Source organism: Gemmatimonas sp. (genome assembly GCF_021298855.1).
Taxonomy (GTDB): Bacteria; Gemmatimonadota; Gemmatimonadetes; order Gemmatimonadales; family Gemmatimonadaceae; genus Gemmatimonas.
In genome coordinates this window covers 18,999-41,620 of the sequence record NZ_JAJTHI010000039.1, presented here as the reverse complement: position 1 = coordinate 41,620, position 22,622 = coordinate 18,999, and the positions used below count along the sequence as shown (strand labels likewise).

The window sequence follows — 22,622 nt, the reverse complement described above, 5'->3', positions numbered from 1 at the left end:
TACCTCCCGATCGTTGGAACGGACCATGGCGACGGACGCCGCCCTCCGCGCTTACGGTCGGCGGGTGCGTCGGAACAGCCGTGGGCCGCTACTGTCGAACCGCGTGGACCAGCTGCCCGTGATCGAGTCGCCCAGCAGGCGTCCGGTAAACAGCCCCGCCGTGTCCGCCCCCGACGTGCTGCGCAGCGTGGCCAGGCGTAGCGTCCCGTCGTCGCCGAGCGTCCCCACGGCGAACTGTTCCGGTGCCCGCACGCGCCCGCTGACCGCAGAGAATCGCGGCCCGGGATCTTCGGCCCACAGGTCAATCACCACCGTGGCGCCTGTGGTGCTCGTGCCGGTCCACGCCGCGTCGAGTGGCGCGCGATCGCGCTGCGTGACGGTCACCTCCTGCCGCCGCAGTTCGACCAGACTGCCGAAGAGGCCAAGGCCGCCCTGCACGCTGCTGATGAGTCCCGTCCCGCCGAACGGGTCGTTGCCGGACCGATTGTAGTCGTAGAAGTTGCGATCCACGGCCACCACGGTGGCAATCTGGCGGAAGCCCGGGAACCAGACGTTGGGCAGCCCGGGCGCGAGGAAGTTCCGCAGGGTACCGGTGAGCGAAAACCGTGTGCTGTCGGAAAAAAGCGCCCACGGACCATATGGCGTTTCGACGCGCACGGCATAGGTGCGCGCGCCGGTCACGGCGGGCCAGGTGAGCCGCAGGGTGTCGGTGTCGCGCGCGAACGACGAACGTTGCACCGGCAGCGCGCCGGCCATCCACCCCGGCGGCGCCCCCGGAACGAGCGTTTCTCCCGTCACGACCCGGCCATCGCTGGTGCGTACGCGCAGCCGGTATCGCTGCCCAGGCGTCACCGCGAGGGCACTGCGGGGAATCGCGTAGCGGCCGGTGCCGCGCGTCCCGATGCGGCTCTCGGTGGCGCGCACGCCCACGGTGTCGGCGCCCGCCAGCAACCGCACGTCGGCGCCGGCAATGGGTTCGCCGCCCGCAGTGCGAATGGGATCGAGCGGGTTGAAATCGCGGCTGTCGTTGATCCCCACGCGACCGGTGAGCGACGCCTCCACCAGAATCACCTGTTCCGCGGCGTCGGCGTTGAGCACGGCGTGGACCACCACCAGCGGGGCGGGCGGCGCCACGCTCACCTGGTCGAACTCGCAGGCGGTGAGCGCCAGCGCCAGCATCAGCGTGCGCGTCAGCGTGTGCGTCAGTGTGCGCGCCGTGACCAAGGCGCGGCGGCCACGGTGCCTCGCAGAAAACGGACGCATCACCAGGTCACCGTAACGCCCACCGTGGGCAACAGCGGGAACTGCGTGAACGCCGTGCGCGTGGGCGGATTGGCGGTGTAGTCGAAGATGTAGGTGAACACGTTGCGCGCATTGTAGGCGTTCACGAGCGACAGGTAGGGGGCCCACGTGCGCTTCCCCGGGCGGGTGAGCGTCACGCTCAGGTCGAGACGCTGCACCAGCGGAAAGCGTGCCCCGTTGCGACGGCCGCCAATGGGCTCGCGCGACACCGGGACATTCTGGGTGGCGAAGCTGTTCGACAACGGGTCGTAGCGACGCCGCACCAACTGCCCCACGACATCGGTGAAGGGGGTGCCGGTCCCCAGCCCCAGTCGCGCGCCGTACCCGAATCGCCCCCCCGGACGATACGAGGTCACCACGTTGAGGTTGTGCCGGCGGTCCTGCACGGGGGCGAAGCGTCCCTCCGGACCATCGCGCCAACTCACGCCGTACGAGTAGGCCAGCCACCCCGACAGCTTCTGCGATTCGAGCTGCCGCACCAGCAGGTCGACGCCATAAGAGCGCCCCTCGGTCTCGACGAACTCGTCACCCCGCACGTCCGGATCGTTGAAGAGGTTGGACACGGGCAAGCGGTCGTAATCCTTGAGCCACGTTTCGAGCCGCACGAAGCGTGACGCGCCGAACCAGCGCTCGCCGCCCACAATGCCCTGCCAGGCGGACGCCACCGGGGTGGAGCGGTTGGCCACGAGCCAGAAGTCGAATACCCGCACCGGCGCCTGCTCGTTGCGCAGCGCCGGCGTCCACTGCGTGGTGCGCCCGCCGCTGACGGTGAACGCGAGGTCGCGCGAGGCAAACCACTTCACCGAGGCCCGCGGCGAGAGCCCCTGCCACCCGGTGCCGGTCACGGTTTCGCCGCGCAGCCCCACCCGCGCCAGTACACGGCTGCCGCGCACGGTGTGATCCACATACAGGCTCGCCGCCGTGGGGCCGTTGTTCACGTCGAGAATGGCGTCGGAGCTGGCAGCGCTCGCCGTGGCGGAGAAGCCCAGCTGATAGCTCGACCATTCGTAGCCGGCGAGCGTTTCGTGCCGACCGCGCCACCGCGCCACCTCACCCCACGCGCGCCGGTCGGCCAGGGAGTTGTCGAAGCGCAAGGAGCCGTTGCCCAGGTCGAGCGTCGTGCCGAAGCCGGTGCTCGACAGGCGCTGCATGATGCGCGCCGAATCGGCGCCAAGCCAGCGGGTGCCGCGTGCCCCCAACGGTTGCGCGTACGCCACGCCGAGCAGCGAATTCCCCCAGTCGAAGGCGAGTCGCCCACCGCCCGCGGACGACGAATCACCGAAGAGCGCGAGCGACGCATCGATCACGTCGCTTCCCCAATACGCCGTGGCCGACAGCGTGCCCCCGTTGCTGAAGCGATGCCGGATGTGGCTCTGTACGTCGGTGAACCAGTACGGCAACTGGTTGTCGGTGAACACCGACACGAAGCGGTCGGCGTAGGTGCGCCGGGCGGCCACGTTCCAGCTGGTGCTGCCCCGCACGGTACCGCCCAGCGAGACGGTCGTGGCGAGCAGCGAGACCCCCACCGCGCCATGCACGCCGCTACGCGCCTCCGCTTTGGGCACCACGTTGAGCACGCTGGAAAGTCGAGTGCCGTAGCGCGCCGGAAACCCGCCGGGCATGAGTTCGAACTCGCCCACCGTTTCGTCGATGAAGGTGCCGAACAGGCCGCCCAGGTGAAATGGGTTGTAGATGGGGAAGCCGTCGAGCAGCACCAGATTCTGGTCGCTTTCCCCGCCGCGCACGTTGTAGCCGGCGGTGAAGTCGTTGGTGGCCACGACCCCGGGGAGCAGTTGCACGACGCGCAGCACATCGGGTTCACCAATCACCGGGACCCGCTTGAGCGTTTCGCCGCGAACGGTCATCACCCCCGGCGCGGCCGAAAGGCGGAATTGCTCCCGCTCGGTGGCCTCGGCCGCGACGCGCACCGTGGTCAGCTGCGTGCCGCCGGCGGTCAGCGCCACGTCCAGCGTGGTACGTTCGCCGGTGGCCACGGTGACCTCACGCGTGGCCGGCGTGTACCCCACCCGGGACACGACCAGCGTGGGGCGCCCGGCCGGAACGCCCGAAAGCACATAGCGCCCGTCGTCGCCGGTGAGGGTTCCGATGCGGGTGCCGCGCACGACCACGGCGGCCGCCGCCACCGGGGCGCGGCTCTCGGCATCAATGACCCGGCCGCGCACCTCACCGATGGAATCGGGGCGCGCGGCCGGTGGCTGGCCCATGGCCAGCAGGAACAGCAGGGCAGTCCAACTCATGCCCTCATGAACGCATCAACGGGGCGGCTGGTTCGATGCGATGGACTGCCGGCTACTTGCTGTCGGACGGTGGCAACAGCAGCGGTTGCGCCGCGGTGTCCGCACCCGGGGCGACGGGGAGGGTCGGCTGCCGGTCGAACCCGAAGATCTGCGCCCGCCGCATGGCGGTGGCGATCTGCTTCGACTGGTCATACACCGTGCGCGACTCCTCCGTGCGTCCGGTTTGCGCCAGAGCCTCGGCCAGTGTGATGCCGCTGATGACGTACAGGTCGGGGATGCCGACCGACGCGTCGTCCACCCAGCCGTTGCGGGCGGCCAGCGACTTGGTGGCCGTGAAGACATCCTTCCAGAGGGCCATCGATCGCGTCACATCCATGGCCCCTTCGCCGGGAATGAGCACGATGTCGTCGCTGGGGGCGACGGGCTTCGGCATCAGCTTCTTCACCATGCCCTGGGTCACGACATACCGCTCGAGCCCCAGCTCGTACGGGTAGCCGCCGGCCGTGCGGCTGAAGAACATGCCACGATCGGGGAAGGCATCGCGCAGCATGAAGTACACCATCTGGTCGGCCTTCATGATTTGCGGCAGGCGCGGCTGGGCAATGATGTCGTCCTTCTGGAAGGCGGCGTTCTCCGGGGTGGCGATGGCCAGTGGCAGCGCGTCGGCCTCGTCGAAGGTCATCTTCACCGGGGGCCCCGAGGGCTTCTTCCAGTTGCCGCCCTTGTAGAGGGCCGGTCCCTTGGCCTCATCGTACTCGTAGGTCGGACGGCGCAGCAGCTGGCGTACATACCAGTCGGTGTTGAGCAGCGACGTGTTCGCCACGATCACGTCGCGACGGATGCCTTCCACCTCCTGCGCATACCAGAGCGGGAAGGTGTCGTTGTCGCCCACGGTGATCAGAATGCCGTAGGGCTCGACGGAGTTGAGCAGGTCGCGGGCGAAGTCGGCGGTGTCGGTCTGACCGGCGCGTGAGGCCTGCGTCCAATTGCCGAAGAGCGGGATGAACGCCACGGCCAGGAGCGGCGACGCGAGCAGGAAGCTGCGCGTGCGCGGTTCGGTGACCGTCTGCTTGCCCAGCTTCACCTCGTCGGCGCCAAAGAGTGACGCCACCGTTTCCCACAGATAGAACAGCCCCAGTGCGGCCCACACGCTCAGCGCGGAGAAGCTCCAGAGATAGAAGTAGTCACGGTCGCGCACCTCGCGCGGCACGCTGTCTCCCAGTTCGGGCGCCTGCGAATGCCCGTACTTGAAGTTCAGGTAGAAGATGAGCCCCAACGTCATCGTGAACACGAGCGGCCCGAAGAACCAGAAGCTGCGTCGGTCCTTCTGCCAGTGCATCCATCCGCCGAGGATGACGAGGATGAAGTAGAACACGGCGAGTCCGTTCTGCAGCCCCGGGTTCTCGTTGTAGGCGTCGCGCAGCCACTGCCACTTGAAGTACAGCCAGTACATCCCCAGCTGTGCGGCGAAGGGGGCCTGGCGCTCGCCGAGTTCCGGCTTGCCGTACTGGCCGCGGTTGAAGTTGTACATGAAGCGCTCGTAGGTGAGCGCACTGAAGGTGCAATCGAACTTGATCTCGGTCACGCAGCCGGTGGGTTCCCCTTCGTTGATGGCGGGGAAATGCGCGGCGCGAATGGGCTGCGTGGCAAAGGGGGTGAGGCCGAAGACGAGCGCGGCGGCGCAGGCCACCAGCAGCTTCCAGCGCAGCACCGTCTGCGGCCGGCGGATGAGCACGGCCACGCCCACGGCGGGCGCCGCCAGCATGCCGGCCATGTGGTTGGTGTAGCCGAGCCCCAGCAGGTAGGCAATGAGAACGAGTACGCGGTCGGCCGTGGGGCCTTCCGGATCGTCGCACCAGCGCACGGTGAGCCAGCAGATGACGGCCAGCCCGACGAGCGAGACGGTGTAGACCTTCTCGTTCACGACCGACTGGTTCCACACGGTGAACGCGGTGGCCCCGATGAGGACGGCCAGTGACCCGCCCACGATGCGCTGCCAGCGACGCGGCATCCATTGCACGAGCACGCGTTCGGTGACCAGAAACCAGAACATCGCGCTGACGGCGCTGGAGAGCGCCGCCAGCACATTGATGCGCATGGCCACAGTGGGCGCGATGGGCAGGATGCCGGCCACTCGACCGATGAGGACGAAGAAGGGATTGCCCGGCGGATGCGGGAGTCCGAGCACGTAGGCGGCCGCGATGTACTCGCTGGTATCCCACATCGACGTGGTGGGGGCCAGCGTGACGATGTACAGCAGGAAGGTCACGAGCCCCGCGAGCGCGGCGGCGAGGTAGGACGGTCGGTAATCGAGTTCGGCCGCGTCGGCACGGTTGGTGCCGAAGCTGGTCGAGGTCGCGGAAGCGGTCGCGGCGACGGTCATGGACTGATCGGAGGGTGTGCGGCCGGCGGCCGGAGGGACGCCGGTGTACGGCCGGGTACTGCGGATCTGCTGGAATCACCAAAGCTCGCCCCCCAGCGGAGGGGGCACAACCCGTAGGCGGCCCCCGTCACGCCACCGGTCCCGATCGCTTACCTTGTTGGGACGGCGCTCCGGGGCACTTCCCAACCCGCGCCGGGGTGTTGCCGTCACATCTGACCCGTTGGGGCATGCACAAGCGCGACTTTCTTCGCACTCTGGGGGGGGCGGCAGCCGCCCTGGCCCTGTCCCCGTCACAGCAACGGCTCTTCGCCTTGCCGCCGGCCGAGCTGGCGCGCCGCGACGACTTCTGGAGCGCCCTGCGGGCGCAGTACGCCGTGCCCACCGGGTTCATTCATCTCGAGCATGGGTACTACTCCATGCAATCGCAGCCCGTGCTCGAGCGCTACCTGCAGCATGTGCGCGAGGTCAATGTGGTGAGCAGTCACTACATGCGCACGGTGCAAGGGGCCAACAAGGAGCGGATCCGTGCACGCGTGGCCGCGCTGGCCGGGTGCCGCCCCGATGACCTCATCATCACGCGCAATACCACCGAATCGCTCGACACGGTCGTCAGCGGCTTCGACTGGCGCGCCGGTGACGAGGCGGTCATGGCGGTGCACGACTACGGGGCCATGCTCGATCACTTCGCCCTCATGGCGCGCCGCTGGGGAAGCGTGAATACCCGCGTCACCGTGCCGCTCGATCCGCTGAGCGACGATGAGGTGGTGCAGGTGTATGCCAACGCCATCACGCCGCGCACGAAGCTGCTCATGGTCTGTCACATGATCAACATCACCGGCCACATCCTGCCGGTGCGCAAGATCTGTGACATGGCCCACGCACGCGGCGTCCCCGTCATGGTCGACGGCGCCCACACCCTTGCGCAGCTGGACTTCCGCGTCCCCGATCTCCACTGCGATTTCTTCGGCGCCTCCCTGCACAAGTGGCTCGGCGCCCCCCTCGGCGCCGGCATCCTGTACGTCAAGCCGGGCGCGGTCGAGACGCTGTGGCCGCTGTACGGCGATGAGGGCTATGCGGCCACCGACATCCGCAAGCTGAATCATACGGGCACCCACCCGGTGGCCACCGACCTCGCCATCGAGGACGCCATCGTTTTTCACGAGGCGATCGGCATCCAGCGCAAGCAGGAACGGCTGCGCTGGCTGCAGCAGTATTGGACGAGTCGGGTGCGCTCCATCCCGCGCATTCGCCTGTTCACCCCCCGCGACCCGGCGCGGTCCGGCGCCATTGCGAACGTGGGCATCACCGGCATGACGCCCGGCGATCTCGCCACGGCCCTGCTGGAGCGCTACCGCATCTTCACCGTGGCCATCGACAGCGCCGGCGTGACCGGGGTACGCGTCACACCGCAGCTGTTCACCACCACGCAGGAGCTCGACCAGCTGGTGCGGGCACTCACCGAACTCGCGGCCTGAGGGGCGCGCCGCCGATGATGCTGGGATTGAGAATCGTGCTGGCCATGATGGCGGGACTCGCCATCGGCCTGTTCGCCTGGAGCTTGCAGCAGGCCTACCGGCGCGCGGGGCGCACGGAAGCCATGGTGTACCTCATTGCCGGTACCGTCTTTCTGCTGCCGGTGAGCACGGTGCAGTACCTCATGCTGGAGCAGCCGTTGCTGGTGATCATCTCGGCGCTGGGCGCCTACCACGCCACCCGCTCGAGAGAGCTGGAGAGTTGAGGGGAAGTCGTGAGCGGCCAGCCTGGCCGCTCAGTGTCTGAACAGCCGCTCGCCGGTGAAGATCATCGTCATGCCGTGCTCGTTCGCGGCCGCGATCACTTCTTCGTCGCGCACGGAGCCCCCGGGCTGCACGATCGCCGTGACGCCCGCCGCCGCCGCCTGATCGATGCCGTCGCGGAAGGGGAAGAAGGCATCCGAGCCCAACGCGGCGCCTTGCGTGGTGTGCCCCAGCGCGGTGGCCTTGTGCACCGCCACGAAGCTGGCGTCCACGCGGCTCATCTGGCCCGCACCAATGCCGATGGTGGCGCCACCACGGGCGAGCACGATGGCGTTGCTCTTCACGCTCGCCACCGCCTTCCAGGCGAAGAGCAGGTCCCGCTGTTCGTCGCCCGTCGGCTGGCGCGTGGTCACGACGTTCCACTGCTGCGGATCGGTGGGGGCCGGCGCGCGGTCCTGCACCAGCAGGCCGCCACGCACGCGCTTGAGATCCATGGTGTTGGCCGGCCAGGTGGCGCGCCCCTCGAGCACCCGCAGATTCTTCTTGCGCCCGAGGATCTCCACCGCCTCGTCGGCGAAGTGCGGCGCCACGATGCACTCGACAAAGAGGCTGGAGATCGCTTCGGCGGCGGCCACGTCAATGGGTCCGGAGAACGCGATGACGCTGCCGAACGCGCTTACCGGATCACAGGCCAGCGCCTTGCGGTAGGCGTCGAGCGCATCGCTGCCGGTGGCGAGACCGCACGGCGTGGTGTGCTTGATGATCGCACACGCGGGCTGCTCGCCGAACGGCTCGAGGGCCAGCAGCGCCCCCTCGAGGTCGAGCAGGTTGTTGAACGACAGCTCCTTGCCCCCCTTCTGCACGAGCGCGCCCAGCCCGGTGCCCGGCTTCTCCACGTAGAACGCCGCGCGCTGCTGCGGATTCTCCCCGTAGCGCAGGCTCTGCTGCTTCTCGAAGGCCAACGGGTACCGGTCGGGGAACGGTTCGCCACGCTGCTGCGCAAACCACTGCGCAATGGCCGCGTCGTACGCGCTCGTGTGCGCATAGACCTTCTCCGCCAGGAGGCGGCGCAGCGCCGCGTCATCGCTGCCGGCGTCGACGTGTGCGAGCACACGGCCGTAGTCGCTCGGGTCGACGATGACCCAGACGCTTTCGAAATTCTTGGCCGCCGAGCGCAGCATGCTCGGGCCGCCAATATCGATGTTCTCGATCACTTCGTCCGGATGCACCCCGGGCTTCGCGGCCGTTTCGCGAAACGGATACAGATTCACGACCACCAGATCGATCGTGCCGATATTGTGTGCCTTGATCGCCTCCATGTGCTCCGGCAGGTCACGCCGCGCCAGCAGGCCGCCGTGCACCACCGGGTGCAACGTCTTCACGCGGCCGTCGAGCATTTCGGGGAAGCCGGTGAGCTCGCTGATGTCCCGCACCGCGAGCCCGGCCTCGCGCAGGGTGCGCGCCGTGCCGCCGGTGGAGACGAGTTCCACACCCGCGGCGGCCAACCCTTGGGCGAAGGGCACGAGGCCCGATTTGTCGGAGACGGAAAGGAGGGCGCGCATGTCCGGGGATCCTGAGAGGCAGGGCGTGAAGGGGAGGGCCGCGCGAGCGTCAGCGCGGAAAGAGTCGGGCCGCGTCCTGGGCGAACGGGGTACCATCGTACGGGGGACCGGCGTGTGCATCGGTCACCAGCCCGAAGCGCCAGGCCGGTGATGCGGGGCTCACGGCCACGTCGAGATGGCCATGCACGCGGCCATCGTGGCCAAGCACGATGGCGCCGGCGGCCACCGCGCCAACGCACAGTGGGAACAGCTGGTGCTCCACGCGCAGCACGCGCGCGGCCAGCAGTTCCGGCGTGTCGCCCGGGAGCACCGGCACCGGCCACTGCGCGATGATGGGGCCGCGATCGTATTGGGCGTCCACGAAGTGCACGGTGACGCCGGTCACCGTGGCGCCGTGCGCCAGCACGGCGGCGTGAATGTGGCGGCCATACATCCCCGGGCCACCGAACGCCGGCAGCAGCGCCGGGTGCACATTCACGAGCCGTCCGTGAAAGGCGTGCACCACCGGCTCGGGAATGAGCTTGAGATACCCTGCCAGCACCAGCAGGTCGGCGCGCGCGGCATCGAGCATGGCGATGAGCGCGCCGCCGTCGTGCGGATCGGTCACCACCGCGGTGGCAATGCCGGCGCCAGCTGCCCGAGGCAATGCACCGGCGGTGGCCTTGTCGGACCCCACCCACACGATGCTGCCCTGAGCGGCGCCGGCGCCGGCGAAGTGATCGAGCAGCGCCTGCAGATTGGAGCCGCCCCCGGACGCCAGCACGGCGATGCGGGAGGGGCCGGACGTTCCGGCGGGGGCCGTCATGCGAGGGGCCTCTGGGCAACCGGAGGGAAGCTCATGTGGGCACGCCCATACCGAGCCGCGTGATGGCCAGCGTCACCGCCTCGGTCAGCGTGCGGGCCACGGCGATGTGGGCATGCTGCTCGCCCGCCTCTTCGGCGCGCGCCTGATCAGCCGCCGGGGTTTCGCGTCCGGGCACGAGAATGCCCAGCCCTCCGGTGGCCAGCGCCGGCTGCACGTCTCGCCATCGGTCGCCGATATAGGCGCTGCGCGCCAGATCGAGCGGATACTCGCGCGCCGCCTGCTGGTACATGCCCAGTCCCGGTTTGCGGCACGCGCAGGGCCCCGTCACGTCGACGAAATGCGGGCAGTGATACGTGGCCAGCACCACACCGCCCGCCGCATGAATGAGCGCTTCGGTGCGCGCACGGGTGGCCTCGTACTGGGCCGCGGTGATGAGGCCGCGCGCAATGCCGGACTGGTTGGTGACGATCACGAGCGGCACGTCCGCCGTCCGCGCCAGTTGTACTGCTGTGCCCGTGTCCGGGAGCAGCCGCACTCCGGCCGGGTCCGACAGGTAATGGGCATCGGCGATGAGCGTACCATCGCGATCGATGAACAGGGCAGGGCGCAGCGGCTCCATGCCGTCAGCCACGCCCGCGGGGGCGCCCCGGGGGCGCGGCGGTCGTATCACGCCGCGCCGTGCTGTCGGCTTTGCTGTCGGCTTTGCTGCTGTCCACTTTCGCCCTGGGGATCGTGAAGTTGCGCGCCGGTGATTTCACGATCTCGTTGAGACTGCGCACCCCGTTCAGCTGCAGCCGGTAGCTCTTGCCGTCGGGAAGCGGCGCGTCGAGGGTGATGTACATCTCCTTGTACACCTTGGGGCGCTTGAGCTGCGGCGGGGGCACGGTATCGGCCGGGCTGTAGCGCCGCCCGGCGGCGCGCGCCGCCTCGCGTGCGGCCCGCTCGCGCTGGCGAGTGACCGCGAGCACGCTGTCGGCGCGCCGTACGGCCGCCACCGAGTCGCGGCGGGCGCGCTGGTCGGGGGTGAGCGAATCCTTCGCCGCCGCCGCCGCGGCCACGGAGTCGGCCTTGCGGCGCACGAGCAGCGAGTCCAGCTGCAGCTTCTGCTGCGCCGTCTGCACCAGCTTCACGCTCATGAGGGTGGAATCGGGCAGCTGCACCAGGCGCGCGCCCTCGCGGACGAAGAACTGGTCCACCGCGTACGGCTTGTCGAAGGTCACCTTGAGCACGCGGTTGCTGTCGGTCGGTTCGATCGTGGCAATGCGCAACCCCACCGTGTCGCGCCCCACGGCATAGAGCTCGGCGCTCGCCTCCCGCGTGAGCGTCACCCGCACCGAGTCCCAGATCTCGAGGGGGTCGAGATCCTTGTTGTTGTTGCGGTCCCCGTACGCGCGCAGGAAGTACGGCCCAATGGGAATGTTGCGCAATTCGAACCGGCCCACCGAGTCGGCCACCGCCTGGTACACGATGGTGGTATCCTGGCTCACGGCTTCCACCACGCCGCCGCTCAGCCCACGCCCTTCGGGCCAGTCGAACACCACGCCGGAAAGGCGCGTGTCGGGGATGGGCAGGCCGGTGGAAAAGACCACGCGGATGGACGAGTCGATCTTGTTCTGATACAGGTCCTGCAGTCCCGCCTTCACCTGCACGGTGTACACCGTGTTCAGCTTCCAGCCGCGGGCGGGGCGGATGCCAATGGAAGTGCGATCCCAGTCCACGCGCGGAGCACCGCTCTTGGGACTGATGAAAATGAGCTCTTCGAGATCGCGACCGCTGGCGGGGGTTTCGCTGATGACTTCGTCGAACTTGAGGACCACCTGACCGGGACGCGCGGAAACGGCGTTGTTCTCGGGGGTGATGCGCACGATTTGCGGCGCGGCGAAGTCTTCGGGGCCGCCCCGGGGAAGGGCCTGGTTGGCACAGGCCACCCCACCGGCAAGGGCCGCCCCCACGACCACCGACCGGCGCAGCGCCCGTGCGTGCCCCGCCATCATGCGTCCCAGGCTCACGCGCCGAGGGACGTACGCTTGTTGCGCAGCTGCGTCAGCCGCGCCCCCCACTCCGCGGCCTTGGTGCGCTCGGCCTCCACCACCGCCGGTGGGGCTTTCGCCACGAACCCCGCGTTGGCGAGACGCCCCTCCAGCGCCGTGAGCTGCTTGTCGAGCTGCGCGATTTCCGTGTCCAAGCGCTGCTTCTCCTTGTCGAGATCCACCATCCCGGCCAGTGGCACCACGAGCTCCACACCACCGGGCAGCAACAGCTGCGCGGCCGCTCCGCCCGGGTTGGTGTGCTCCACGCGCACCGTGGCCCGCGCGAGCGCCCCCACGGTGTCGGCCTGCCGCTGCATCACCGTCTGCGCCTCGCCGGTGGCCACCAGCACCGCATCCACCCACGCGCCCGGATTGACGTTGTACTCCGAACGGACCTGTCTGATGCCGGCCACCGCGGCGCGCACCAGTTCGAAGGCCTCCCCGGCGCCGGCCGGCTCGCCCGATGGCACCGGCCAGGCGGCCTGGGCGAGGAAGGTCCCGGGCGTCGTCTGCGGCAGCTTCTGCCACAGCTCTTCGGTGATGAACGGCACCACGGGGTGCAGCAGCCGCAGGGCGCCATCGAAGGCGTGCGCCAGCACGGCCCGCGCCACTTCCCGGTCGGCGCTGCCTTCCGCCGCCAGACGCGGCTTGATGCTCTCGAGGTACCAGTCGGCCAGCTCGTTCCAGACGAAGCGGCGCGCCGCCTCGGCATACTCGCTGAGACGCAGCCCGCGCCCCCGCTCGCTGTCGCTCCACGTGGCGCCGTTGCCCGGACGCGCCGGCCCCAGCGCGGCATCGCAGTCGGCAATGGCCACGTCGAGGCGCTCGAGAATCCACCGATCGGCGGGGGCGAGCTGGGCGCGGTCGAGTTGCGCCACCGGAGCCACCGGTTCGCTGCCCACGCGTGAGAGCAGGAAGCGGCCGATGTTCCAGAGCTTGGTGCAGAAGTTGCGCCCCGGCGAGAACGACTTGTCGAGGTCGCTCGGGTCAAGCATCACGTCCACCCCGAGGCCGAGTCCCGACACCATGGTCCAGCGCAGCGCATCGGCGCCGTACAGCTGCACCACGTCGAGCGGATCAATGCCGTTGCCCAACGACTTGGACATCTTGCGGTGCTGCATGTCGCGCACGGTGCCGTGCAGGTACACCGTATGGAACGGCGCCTTGCCCATGAACCAGCAGCCGCTCATGACCATGCGCGCCACCCAGAAGAACAGGATTTCGGGGGCGGTTACGAGCACGTCACCGGGATAGAACGCCTTCAGGTCGGGCGTGTCGTCGGGCCAGCCGAGCGTGCTGAAGGGCCAGAGCCAACTGGAGAACCAGGTGTCGAGCACGTCGTCGTCCTGACGCACGGTGCCGCCGCAGCCGGGGCATGCCGTCACGTCCGTGCGCGACACGATGGGCGCGTGGCCGCACGACATGGTGCAGTACCACACGGGCACGCGGTGGCCCCACCAGATCTGGCGGGAGATGTTCCAGTCGCGAATGCCCTCGAGCCAGTTGACGTACACGGCTTCCCACCGCTCGGGCAGGATGCGCAGCTCGCCGGTGCGCAGCGCGGCCAGCGCCTTGTCGGCGAGCGGCTGCATGCGCACGAACCACTGGTCGGACAGGCGCGGCTCCACGACGGTGTCACAGCGATAGCAGTGGCGCACACTGTGGGCATGGGGCTCGATCTTCTGCAGCGCGCCCGCCTCCTCGAGCAGCGTCACGATGGCCTTGCGCGCCGCAAAGCGATCGAGGCCGGCCAGCGCGGCGGGGACGCGGCCTGCCGCCCCCTCCACCTCCCGCACGATCCCTTCGGCGTCGATGATGACGGGCATCGCGAGGGCGTGGCGCCTGGCCACTTCGAAGTCGTTCGCGTCGTGCGCCGGCGTGATCTTCACGGCGCCCGACCCGAAGGCCGGGTCGGTGTAACTGTCGCCCACGACGGGAATGCGCACCCCGTTGAGCGGCAGCACGACGTCCTTGCCGATCAACGCCTGGTAGCGTTCGTCGTCGGGGTTCACCGCCACCGCCACGTCACCCAGCATCGTCTCCGGCCGGGTCGTCGCCACCGTGATCCCCTGCGAGGGATCGTCCGCCAGCGGGTAGCGCAGGTGATACAGCTTGCCGTTGGTGTCGGTGAACTCCGCCTCTTCGTCCGACAGGCTGGTGCCGCAGCGCGGGCACCAGTGAATGACGCGGTGCCCCTTGTACACGAGGCCATCCTCGTGCAGGCGCACGAACGTCTCCCGCACCGCGCGCGACAGTTCGGGAGAGAAGGTGTACGCGGTGCGCGTCCAGTCGGCGCTCGACCCGATGGACTTGAGCTGATTGAGGATTTCGCCGCCCGTCTTGTCCACGAACTCGGCCACCCGCTGCACGAACGGGTCGCGGCCGAGATCGAAGCGCGTCTGGCCGTGGGCGGCGAGCTGCTTCTCCACCACGTTCTGCGTCGCGATGCCGGCGTGATCGGTGCCGGGCACCCAGAGGGCCTCATCGCCCGCCATACGCCGCCAGCGGATGAGCACGTCCTGCACGGTGTTGTTGAGCCCGTGCCCCATGTGCAAGACCGCCGTCACATTGGGCGGCGGGATGACAATGACGAACGGCTCGCGCGTGGCCCCGCGCACCGGATCGGCGGTGAAGACCCCATGCTCGGTCCACCGGGCATACCAGGAGGGCTCGGTGGCGGCGGCGTCGTACGTCGTGGGCAGGGAGGTATCGGGCGCAGTCATAGCCCGGAAAGATAACCGCCCCGGGTGCCCGAGTGGGCCGGAGGGCGCGTGCCCAGAGCGCCGCCCCCGCGCCCCCCGCCGCCGCCGCTGGTCAGCCGGCGGCGCGCCGCCGGATCATGAGGTTGCTCATCACCCCGGTCACATCCGGCACGCCTCGCACCAGCGTGAGGGCGTAATCCACCTCGCGGCGCTCCTCCACCCACCCGGTGAGTTCCACGCGGCCGTGATGGTCGGCGCCGATATCCACGTTGCGGGTCGCCAGCAGGGGATCGTTGCGGAACACCTCGAGCACCCGCTGCTCCAGCTCTTCAGCCGACGGCCGGGACGGGGCGGCGGTTGGCGCCGCCGCCGTGGCGGCCGGCATGACGGCCCCCGTGGCCGTGGCCGCATCGGTCTCGTTGCCAGCCGCAGGCGCGTCCGTCGCATCGAGCGTGTCGTCGTCCATCGGCGCGTCAAGCCCGTCCCATCCCGCGTCCCACCCTTCGTCCCATCCTGCGTCCTGCTGCGACCGCACACGCCGGCGGTTGGTGCGCCGCAGCATGCCGCCCACGCCGCCCACACGGTCGGCCACGGCCATGCCGATGGCCAGGCCGGCCACGGCGCCCAGCGCCACCAGCAGCAGCGTACTGGTCCGTGAGCTGCTCGTTCCTCGTCGCGCGCGTCCCATCTTCCATCCCTCGCAGTGAACCAGCCGCCTCGCCGGAGCGGCGGTCTCGTGGCGTACGTCCTCATTCAAGGATAACTTGCCCCATCTTGTCGAGCGAGGTCGACTGCCACGGACCGTAGCCGTGCGTCCTCGTGCCGGGTGCCTGGTGGGCACGCGGCAGATGTCGCTCGCGTCCTTCTGCTGTCCCGTCCGATGATTGCCGCAACGCCCGCTGCTGGTGAAGGTCCGATCGTGCTCACGCTCCCCGATGGCAACACGCGCGAAGTGGCGCCGGGGACTCTTGCCCGCGATGTGGTGGGTTCCATTGGCGCGCGGCTGTTGCAGGCGGCGCTCGCGGTGGCGGTGGATGGCGAAGTGCAGGATCTCATGACGCCGCTGCGCCGCTCCGGCGCGTTCGTGGTCATCACGGACAAGGATCCGCGGGCGCTGGGCGTGTTGCGGCACTCGGGCGCGCACATCCTGGCCACCGCCGTGCGCCGCCTGCGCCCCGACGCCAAGATCGGCTTCGGTCCCGCCATCGACGACGGCTTCTACTACGACTTCGAGGTGGAGTCGCCGTTCACCCCCGAGGATCTCGCCGCCTTCGAGGCGGAGATGCGCAAGGTGGTGGCCGAGAAGTACCCGTTCGTGCGCGCCGAGGTTTCGGTAGACGAGGCGAAGCAGCTCTTTGCCGACGACCCGCTCAAGCTCGAGCGTCTGGCCGACTTCGACGGCACCGACGAGATCATCAGCACGTACACGGACGGTCCCTTCATCGACCTGTGCCGCGGCCCCCACGTGCCCGACACGTCGTATCTCAAGCACTTCAAGCTGCTGCACACGGCCGGCGCCTATTGGCGCGGTGACGTGAAACGGCAGATGCTGCAGCGCATCTACGCCACGGCGTTCTTCAAGAAGGACGAACTCGAGACGCACCTGCACAACCTCGAGGAGGCGAAGAAGCGCGATCACCGCGTGCTGGGCAAGGCGCTCGGTCTGTTCCAGCTGTTCCCGCAGGCCCCGGGCGCCGCGTTCTGGACCCCCAAGGGCACCACGCTCTACAACACGCTCGAAGGGTTCGTGCGCGAGCGGCAGCAGGAGGCGTTCCAGGAAATCAAGACGCCGCTGCTGTACAACAAGAAGCTGTGGGAGCAGTCGGGGCATTGGGGCAAGTACAAGGAGAACATGTTCCTCGTGCTCGACAACGAGACGGGGGAGCACGACATGTCGCTCAAGCCCATGAACTGCCCCTCGCACCACGTGCTGTTTGCCTCGCACAAGCACAGCTATCGTGAGCTGCCGGTGCGCTACGTGACCTTCGACGTGCTGCACCGCAACGAGCTGTCGGGGGCGCTCTCCGGACTCACGCGCGTGCGGCAGTTCTCGCAGGACGACTGCCACGTGTATCTGCGCGAGGACCAGATCGAGAGTGAGGTGAAGTTCCTCATGGACTTCATCCTGTCGTACTACGACACGTTCGGGCTCAAGGCCACGCTCAAGTTCGCCACGCGTCCCGAGCAGCGCATCGGCAGCGATGAGCTGTGGGATCGCGCCGAAGCGGCGCTGCGGGCCGCGCTCGACGGCACGGGGCGTCCCTACGAGATGAAGGAGGGCGACGGCGCCTTCTACGGCCCCAAGATCGACTTCGACGTGACCGACAGCATCGGGCGGGCGTGGCAGCTGGGCACCATCCAGCTCGACTACAACGCGCCGGAGCGGTTCGACCTCAGCTACACCGGCGAGGACAATGCGCCGCACCGCCCGGTGGTCATCCACCGCGCCGTGAGCGGGTCGTTCGAACGGTTCATTGCCATCCTCATCGAACACTTCGGCGGCGCGTTCCCGCTCTGGCTGGCGCCCGAGCAGGTGCGCGTGATTCCCATCGCGATCGACTACAACGATCACGCGCAGCAGCTGGTGGCGCGCATGAAGGCGCATGGCATTCGCGCCACGCTCGACGCCCGCAACGAGACGCTCAACTACCGCGTGCGTGAGGGCGAGGTGGAGAAGGTGCCGTACATGTGCGTCCTCGGGCGCCGCGAGGCGGAGGAGCACACGGTGGCGTTGCGGGCCCGCGGGGCCGGCAAGAAGCAGGAGATCCTGTCGCAGGATGCCTTCGTCGCGCGGGTGCTCGAGGAGATCCGTACCCGCGCCCTCGCCGTGGCCGCCGCGCCGGCGGCCGACACCGGCGCCAGCGGGGAGGGAGAGGCGTGACGCCGGAGGCGCTGCTCGATCTCTTCCTGCTGTCGCCGGTCGGCCTCGTTGATGTCGACGAACACGGCCGGGTCGAAGTCGCCAACCTCGCGGCGCGGCGCCTCCTCACGCCTTTCACCAAGACGGGGTCGCTCGACGATCTGTTCAACACCCTCGCCGACGTCGCGCCCGAGCTCCCGGCACGGGTGCGCAGCTTCAACGGGCCGCGCGGCATCATCGTGGACAACCTCGAACTGCTCGCGCCCGGCCAGCACAGCGGCGTCTTTCTTTCGCTGATGCGGGTGTCCACGGGACGCAACGTGGCCGTGATCACCGACGCATCGTCGCTGGCGTCGGCACGTGGCCTGGTGTCGCGTCTCGAACAGCGGTTCAACGCCGTGCTGGGCGCGGTGCGGGAGTACGCCATCTACACCCTCGACTCCGAGGGCAGGGTGGACAGCTGGAGCAGCGCCGCCGAGCGGGTGCACCAGTTCGGCGGCGGCGCCATCATCGGGCAGAGCATGTCGGCGCTGCTGCCGCCGGAGCATGGCGGAGCGGGATACGTTACCGAAACCCTCGCCCTCGCGGCCCGCAACGGCTGGTGCGAGGAGGAGGGCTACCGGCAGCGCGAGGATGGCACGACCTTCTGGGCGACCACGGTGGTGACCGCACTGCGCGACGCGTCGGGCGCGGCGGTGGGATACTCGGTGGTGTCCCACGATGCCTCGGAGCGTCGGCGGCTCGAGGAGCAGCTGCGTGACGATGCCACCAGCACCACCGACTACCTCACGGGGGTCTCGGCCCGGCGCGCATTCTTCGATGTGGCGCAGAGCGAAGTGGCCCGGGCCCGTCGGTACGGCCAGCCGCTCACGCTGCTGCTCGTGGATCCCGACCGCTTCCGCGATCTGGCGGACCAGCACGGCGACGCGTTCGCCAACGAATGGCTGCGGGCCATCGCGTGGGTGTGCCGCCAGGAGTCCCGCACCACCGACGTGGTGGGGCGTATCGGCGGCGAAGCCTTCGGCGTGCTGCTGCCCAGCACCGAACTCTCCGGCGGCCTCGTGCTGGCCGAGCGCATTCGCGAGCGCATGGCCCGCTATGTGTTCGCGGGGGACTTCACCGCCGTGCGCACCACGCTGTCCGTCGGGGTGGCCGAAGTCACCGAAGGGATCACGGGCGTGGACGCCCTGCTGGCGACTGCCAACACGGCGGTGAGCCGCGCACGGCAGGCCGGCATGAACCTGGTCGTCGGCTACGACGACTGACGGCGGGCGCCGGGAAACGGCGTCATGTCCGGCGGCACGTTGAGGTAGGGCGTCATGCTTGACGGCGTCATGGGAACGGCGTCATGGGAAGAGCGTCATGGCAACGGCGCACACCGCCGTTCCCATACCGCATTCAACATCACGCTTTCTTCCATGACGCCGTCAAACATGACGCCGTCAAACATGACGCCGTCTTTCATGACGCCGTCTCCCCTGACGCCGTCTCCCCTGACGCCGTCTCCCGTGACGCTGTCACGCGCGGCATCGACCGTGCTCCGCGGCTTCCTTACCGGTCGTTCGGCCGCCGCCGCTGCCCGGTCCAGATGACGATGCTGCCGCAGCCGTTGCGGCTCATGAACTCGGGCGGAGTGGAGCCGGTGCGGCTGTATACTTCCACGGCGCGAATGTCGTTCGTGGAGACCACGTTCTCGATCACTCCGTCGGGAATCGGGGTGTTCATGCCGTTCACGAACACCGCCGGGATGCAGGTGCCGGCCCCCGCGTTTCCGCGCATCGTGACGCGGTCGCGACCAGCGCTCGCCCCGGGCTGGATCGTGACGCCGGGGGTGCCGCGCAGGATGTCGGCCGCGAACAGCGCGTTGCGCCGCTCGAGCTGCTGGTCATCGATGAAGTAGCCGCCCCCCATCTTCTTGCGCTCCTCGAACGCGGCCATCTCACGGCTCCAGCGATCGGCGGTCACCTTCACCGTATCCATGCGCGGCGCGAGCCCGGCGAGGTTGATCTCCGCCACGGCCTCGGCGTTCTCGATGAAGTCCACGGCCACCCGCCTCGGCTCGAAGCCCACCGCGCGGGCTTCCACCATCCACGAGCCGCCGGGGAGCGCGTCGAAGGAAAACGCACCGCCACCCGTGGACACCCCTTCGGCGCCCGTGCCCGGGACCGACACCCGCGCACCCACCAGCGGCTTGCCAACGCTGTCCCGCACCACGCCCCGCACGCGGCTGGTGCCCTTGAGCAGCGTGCGCGGCCGTTCGGCCGCGGACGTGGGAGCCACCGCCACGCGCTGCGGACTGGCAATGATGAGATCGCGAACCAGCAATCCGTTGCGCGGCACCACCAGCTCCACCACCCCGCTCGAGTCGGGACCGGCATACGCGCGCGTGGTCACGCTGGCCTCGGGGGGCACGCCGCAGAGCACGAACGCCCCCGTGGGTTGCGCGTCGGCAAACCGCGACGGGAAGCGGCGCGACATACCGCTCGGCCCGATCACCGTTTCGAGGTACTGTACCCGCACGCGTGCGTTCCCTTCGAGCGGCGTGCCGCGGGCGGTACGGACCATCCCCATGAACGCGCCGCGGTCGTTTCCCTCGCCAGCGGCGGCGCACTTGGCCTTGAGGAGGGAAGCCGCCGACGGAAGCCCCAGCGACAGCGACACGTCGCCGCTGCCGGCGATGTTCACCTGCACAATGCGGTTCTCGAGCCCGAGCCGGTCCACCTGCTCGTGGATGATCCCCACGAGATACGACCCCACGCGCATCGAGTCGAGGAAGAACTGCCCCACCGAGTCGGTGCGGATGCTGCGGACATTCTGCGGATTGTCCGCCTGCACGAACTGCACCGTGGCGTTGGCGAGCGGCGCCACCGCCACGCTGTCGAACACCTCGCCGGTGATCTTGGCCAGCGGGATCTGCAGCGCCGGGCCCGCGGCGGCGGGCTTGGGCGCCGGTGCCGTGGCGGGCTTGGGAGGCGGAGCGGGTCGCCGCACAGGTTGACGAACCTGAGCTCCGGCCACCGCCGGAAAGAGAAGGGCAGGGAGCAGTCGAATCACGCGCATCCTGCAACTTCGAAGCGCGCCCCTCACGCGTCCAGTGGGGGCGCGGGGGGGCGGTCTCTCTCCACGCGCCGCGCCGGTACGCCCAGCAGCGCCGACAGTTGCGTCGTGAGCAGCGTCTCGTGGTCTCCCAGCCAGCCATCCGCCCCCGCGACGTCCCAGAGCAGGTCGGAGAGCACATGCCGCTGGTCCTCGTCGTACTCGGCCAGCAACTGGTTCGTGAACGCCGAGCGATCGACGCGCTCGCTCCACTGCCGTTCCGCTTCGGCGATCAGCTCCAGGGCGCCGCGGTCGTCGACGCCGAAGTAAGTGGTGAGCGAGCGCAGGATCACGGCACGTTCGTCCCGTGACAGGCGCCGGTCGGCGTGTGCGATTTCGAGCAGCAGGGCACAGGCGGCGACGCGGATGTCCGCCTCGTGAATCGGCGGATCCAACTCGGTGACCGTCGGCAGGCTGTCGGCGATGAGCATACGCAGCGTATCAAGCATACCCCGTGGTACTGCAGGGGGCGGGCCATCGTTCCGGAGCCTCCCGTGCTCCAGCAGGCGGCCCCTCGGGGCCTCCGTCCGTCCCCGCGCCCCGGCAGTTTTCAGTAACAAGCCCCACTCTTGCCCGCCCATTAACTTCCGGTGTCATCCCGCAGGCGCTCCCCAGCGTCGTCTTCCGCCCGTTTTCCAACTCATGTCCGACATGACTCGCCAGCCGGTGATCGTGGGTGCCGCGCGCACGCCGATCGGCCGGTATCTCGGAGGCCTGGCCTCCCTTTCCGCGCCGGAACTCGGTGCCATTGCCATCCGTGCCGCCCTGCAGCGCAGCGGCGTCGACCCTGCCGCGGTGCAGGAAGTCATCATGGGGCACGTGCTGCAGGGGGGCACCGGGCAGGCCCCTGCCCGGCAGGCCATGCTCAAGGCCGGTGTGCCCAGCACGGCGTCGGCCCTCACCGTGAACAAGGTGTGCGGTTCCGGGCTCAAGGCGGTGATGCTGGCGGCGCAGGCCATCAAGGCCGGCGATGCGCAGGTCATCGTGGCCGGTGGTCAGGAAAGCATGAGCAATGCGCCCCACTACGTGTACGGCATGCGCGGCGGCGTGAAGATCGGCGACCAGACCATGGTCGACGGCATGATCAAGGACGGGCTCTGGTGCGGCACCTGTGACGTGCACATGGGCTCGCATGCGGAGTACACGGCCAGCAAGGCGGGCGTGTCGCGCGAGGCGCAGGATGCCTTTGCTGCCGCGTCGCACGCCAAGGCCGTGGCGGCGCAGCAGGCGGGCAAGTTCACCGCCGAGATCGTGCCGGTGGAGATTCCCGGCCGCAAGGGCCCCACGGTGGTGAGCGCCGACGAAGGGCCGCGCGCCGACACCACGGCCGAGTCCCTCGCCAAGCTGCGTCCCGCCTTCCCGGGCAAGGGCGACCCCGGCACCCTGTCGGTGACGGCCGGCAATGCCTCCTCGCTCAACGACGGGGCCGCGGCAGTGGTGGTGACGAGTGAGGCGTATGCGCGTACGCACGGCCTCACCATCCTGGCGCGCATCACTGGCTACGCCACCGGCGCGGGCGACCCGCAGGAGCTGTTCTTCGCCCCCATTACCGCCGTGAAGAACCTCATGGCCAAGGCGGGTACCACCATTGGCGATTACGACCTCATCGAGGCCAACGAAGCCTTCGCCAGCCAGGCGCTGGCCGACGGGGCCGGGCTGGAGTGGGACGCCGATCGCGTGAACGTGCACGGCGGTGCCATTGCGCTGGGGCACCCCATTGGCGCGAGCGGCACGCGCGTGCTGGTCACGCTGCTGCACGCGCTCATCGACCGCAACCTGCGCACGGGCGTGGCCACGCTGTGCCTGGGGGGAGGTGATGCGGTGGCCCTCTCGGTGGAACGCGTTTCCTGACGGTCTTCGCGCGCGTTCTCTGGCGGCTCGTCGCCTT

16 protein-coding genes are annotated in these 22,622 nt (G+C 69.1%); 5 read left to right on the top strand and 11 right to left on the bottom strand.

Annotated features, from left to right (window positions below; translation table 11 throughout):
* Window positions 1-51 precede the first annotated feature (51 nt).
* From LW840_RS12350 to LW840_RS12340, 3 genes are read right to left on the bottom strand one after another with little or no spacing between them, the layout of a single operon-like run.
* Window positions 52-1,263, bottom strand: coding sequence for a DUF4249 family protein (locus tag LW840_RS12350; RefSeq protein ID WP_291266909.1), 1,212 nt, complete (start codon window positions 1,261-1,263; stop codon window positions 52-54).
* A complete protein-coding gene (locus tag LW840_RS12345; protein ID WP_291277074.1) occupies window positions 1,263-3,560 on the bottom strand; it encodes a TonB-dependent receptor in 2,298 nt (765 codons plus the stop codon). Before LW840_RS12345 ends, LW840_RS12350 begins: the two co-directional genes overlap by 1 nt.
* Before the next feature lie 52 nt (window positions 3,561-3,612).
* Window positions 3,613-5,943: a DUF2723 domain-containing protein gene (locus LW840_RS12340; protein ID WP_291266907.1), complete on the bottom strand. Its 2,331-nt coding sequence runs from the start codon at window positions 5,941-5,943 to the stop codon at window positions 3,613-3,615.
* Window positions 5,944-6,170: 227 nt separating this feature from the next.
* On the opposite strand from LW840_RS12340, the gene LW840_RS12335 reads away from it, so the two are divergent.
* Both LW840_RS12335 and LW840_RS12330 read left to right on the top strand, forming a co-directional pair.
* Window positions 6,171-7,418: an aminotransferase class V-fold PLP-dependent enzyme gene (locus LW840_RS12335; protein WP_291262308.1), complete on the top strand. Its 1,248-nt coding sequence runs from the start codon at window positions 6,171-6,173 to the stop codon at window positions 7,416-7,418.
* A gap of 14 nt (window positions 7,419-7,432) precedes the next feature.
* Complete coding sequence (locus tag LW840_RS12330; RefSeq protein ID WP_291262307.1) at window positions 7,433-7,681, top strand: hypothetical protein; 249 nt, start codon at window positions 7,433-7,435, stop codon at window positions 7,679-7,681.
* A gap of 30 nt (window positions 7,682-7,711) precedes the next feature.
* On the opposite strand, the gene purH is transcribed toward LW840_RS12330, so the two are convergent.
* The 6 genes from purH to LW840_RS12300 all read right to left on the bottom strand — a co-directional run bounded on the left by purH (window position 7,712) and on the right by LW840_RS12300 (window position 15,466).
* On the bottom strand, window positions 7,712-9,241 hold the full coding sequence (gene purH / locus LW840_RS12325; RefSeq protein WP_291266905.1) for a bifunctional phosphoribosylaminoimidazolecarboxamide formyltransferase/IMP cyclohydrolase: 1,530 nt from the start codon (window positions 9,239-9,241) through the stop codon (window positions 7,712-7,714).
* Between the two features lie 49 nt (window positions 9,242-9,290).
* The gene (gene purN / locus LW840_RS12320) at window positions 9,291-10,046 is read right to left on the bottom strand and encodes a phosphoribosylglycinamide formyltransferase (RefSeq protein ID WP_291269046.1); all 756 of its coding nucleotides are present in this window, start codon (window positions 10,044-10,046) and stop codon (window positions 9,291-9,293) included.
* A gap of 31 nt (window positions 10,047-10,077) precedes the next feature.
* The gene (locus LW840_RS12315) at window positions 10,078-10,677 is read right to left on the bottom strand and encodes an HAD family hydrolase (protein ID WP_291266903.1); all 600 of its coding nucleotides are present in this window, start codon (window positions 10,675-10,677) and stop codon (window positions 10,078-10,080) included.
* Entirely contained in the window at window positions 10,670-12,055 is a 1,386-nt protein-coding gene (locus tag LW840_RS12310) for an Ig-like domain-containing protein (protein ID WP_291266902.1), read from the bottom strand. Before LW840_RS12310 ends, LW840_RS12315 begins: the two co-directional genes overlap by 8 nt.
* Entirely contained in the window at window positions 12,052-14,799 is a 2,748-nt protein-coding gene (locus tag LW840_RS12305) for a valine--tRNA ligase (protein WP_291269813.1), read from the bottom strand. Before LW840_RS12305 ends, LW840_RS12310 begins: the two co-directional genes overlap by 4 nt.
* Before the next feature lie 91 nt (window positions 14,800-14,890).
* Window positions 14,891-15,466, bottom strand: coding sequence for a BON domain-containing protein (locus LW840_RS12300; RefSeq protein ID WP_291277073.1), 576 nt, complete (start codon window positions 15,464-15,466; stop codon window positions 14,891-14,893).
* 231 nt (window positions 15,467-15,697) lie between these two features.
* On the opposite strand from LW840_RS12300, the gene thrS reads away from it, so the two are divergent.
* A complete protein-coding gene (thrS, locus tag LW840_RS12295) occupies window positions 15,698-17,659 on the top strand; it encodes a threonine--tRNA ligase (RefSeq protein WP_291277072.1) in 1,962 nt (653 codons plus the stop codon).
* Window positions 17,656-18,903 (top strand): sensor domain-containing diguanylate cyclase, encoded by a 1,248-nt coding sequence (locus LW840_RS12290; RefSeq protein ID WP_291266898.1) that lies wholly within the window; start codon window positions 17,656-17,658, stop codon window positions 18,901-18,903. The genes thrS and LW840_RS12290 overlap by 4 nt, the downstream gene beginning before the upstream one ends.
* A gap of 286 nt (window positions 18,904-19,189) precedes the next feature.
* Here the strand turns inward: LW840_RS12290 and LW840_RS12285 are convergent, their stop codons facing one another.
* Both LW840_RS12285 and LW840_RS12280 read right to left on the bottom strand, forming a co-directional pair.
* Window positions 19,190-20,629 (bottom strand): carboxypeptidase regulatory-like domain-containing protein, encoded by a 1,440-nt coding sequence (locus tag LW840_RS12285; protein ID WP_291266460.1) that lies wholly within the window; start codon window positions 20,627-20,629, stop codon window positions 19,190-19,192.
* 92 nt (window positions 20,630-20,721) lie between these two features.
* Window positions 20,722-21,183, bottom strand: coding sequence for a TerB family tellurite resistance protein (locus tag LW840_RS12280; protein ID WP_291266461.1), 462 nt, complete (start codon window positions 21,181-21,183; stop codon window positions 20,722-20,724).
* A gap of 193 nt (window positions 21,184-21,376) precedes the next feature.
* On the opposite strand from LW840_RS12280, the gene LW840_RS12275 reads away from it, so the two are divergent.
* Window positions 21,377-22,585, top strand: coding sequence for an acetyl-CoA C-acetyltransferase (locus LW840_RS12275; protein WP_291266462.1), 1,209 nt, complete (start codon window positions 21,377-21,379; stop codon window positions 22,583-22,585).
* Window positions 22,586-22,622 lie beyond the last annotated feature (37 nt).

Excerpts from the sequence above, each read along its gene's own strand:
- LW840_RS12350 (WP_291266909.1), bottom strand. The coding sequence starts at position 1,263 with ATGCGTCCGTTTTCTGCGAGGCACCGTGGCCGCCGCGCCTTGGTCACG.
- LW840_RS12345 (WP_291277074.1), bottom strand. The coding sequence starts at position 3,560 with ATGAGTTGGACTGCCCTGCTGTTCCTGCTGGCCATGGGCCAGCCACCG.
- LW840_RS12340 (WP_291266907.1), bottom strand. The coding sequence starts at position 5,943 with ATGACCGTCGCCGCGACCGCTTCCGCGACCTCGACCAGCTTCGGCACC.
- LW840_RS12335 (WP_291262308.1), top strand. The coding sequence starts at position 6,171 with ATGCACAAGCGCGACTTTCTTCGCACTCTGGGGGGGGCGGCAGCCGCC.
- LW840_RS12330 (WP_291262307.1), top strand. The coding sequence starts at position 7,433 with ATGATGCTGGGATTGAGAATCGTGCTGGCCATGATGGCGGGACTCGCC.
- purH (WP_291266905.1), bottom strand. The coding sequence starts at position 9,241 with ATGCGCGCCCTCCTTTCCGTCTCCGACAAATCGGGCCTCGTGCCCTTC.
- purN (WP_291269046.1), bottom strand. The coding sequence starts at position 10,046 with ATGACGGCCCCCGCCGGAACGTCCGGCCCCTCCCGCATCGCCGTGCTG.
- LW840_RS12305 (WP_291269813.1), bottom strand. The coding sequence starts at position 14,799 with ATGACTGCGCCCGATACCTCCCTGCCCACGACGTACGACGCCGCCGCC.
- LW840_RS12300 (WP_291277073.1), bottom strand. The coding sequence starts at position 15,466 with ATGGGACGCGCGCGACGAGGAACGAGCAGCTCACGGACCAGTACGCTG.
- LW840_RS12280 (WP_291266461.1), bottom strand. The coding sequence starts at position 21,183 with ATGCTTGATACGCTGCGTATGCTCATCGCCGACAGCCTGCCGACGGTC.
- LW840_RS12275 (WP_291266462.1), top strand. The coding sequence starts at position 21,377 with ATGTCCGACATGACTCGCCAGCCGGTGATCGTGGGTGCCGCGCGCACG.